Below are 445 nucleotides of genomic sequence, written 5' to 3'. Positions count from 1 at the left end.
ATTTGCCACAATATATGCAGGCCATGAACAGCGGTGAAAAAATCAACACCAGCGAACACCGCGCCGTCCTCCACACCGCCCTGCGCCTGCCTGCCAATGCCAAACCTGTTTACGTTGACGGCGAAAACATCGTGCCAAATGTTCATCACGAACTCAACCGCGCATTCGAGTTCGCACGCCAACTTTTAGACGGCACGCACGCAGGCATTACCGGTAAAGCGATTACCGACTTGGTTCACAGCGGTATCGGCGGATCCGAGTTAGGGCCGCGCATGGCCACACAGGCGCTGCAGCCTTATTGGCAAAACATACGCGTTCACTTTGTCAGTAACTCCGATGGTGCCGACCTGGCCCAAACACTTCTCGGCCTCAACCCCGAAACCATCGTATTCAGCATTGCCAGCAAATCGTTCCGCACACCGGAAACCCTGCTCAATGCCTACGC

Annotated in this window: 1 pseudogene; it reads left to right on the top strand. The window is 55.3% G+C overall.

Going from position 1 to position 445, the window contains the following annotated elements:
- Positions 1–445, top strand: a pseudogene (locus tag ACTHUR_RS20980) (glucose-6-phosphate isomerase); the annotation flags it as partial.

This window comes from Neisseria sp. P0021.S007, from assembly GCF_051956855.1.
Note: the sequence above shows the minus strand (reverse complement) of the source record. Positions and strands in the feature narration are given on the sequence as shown.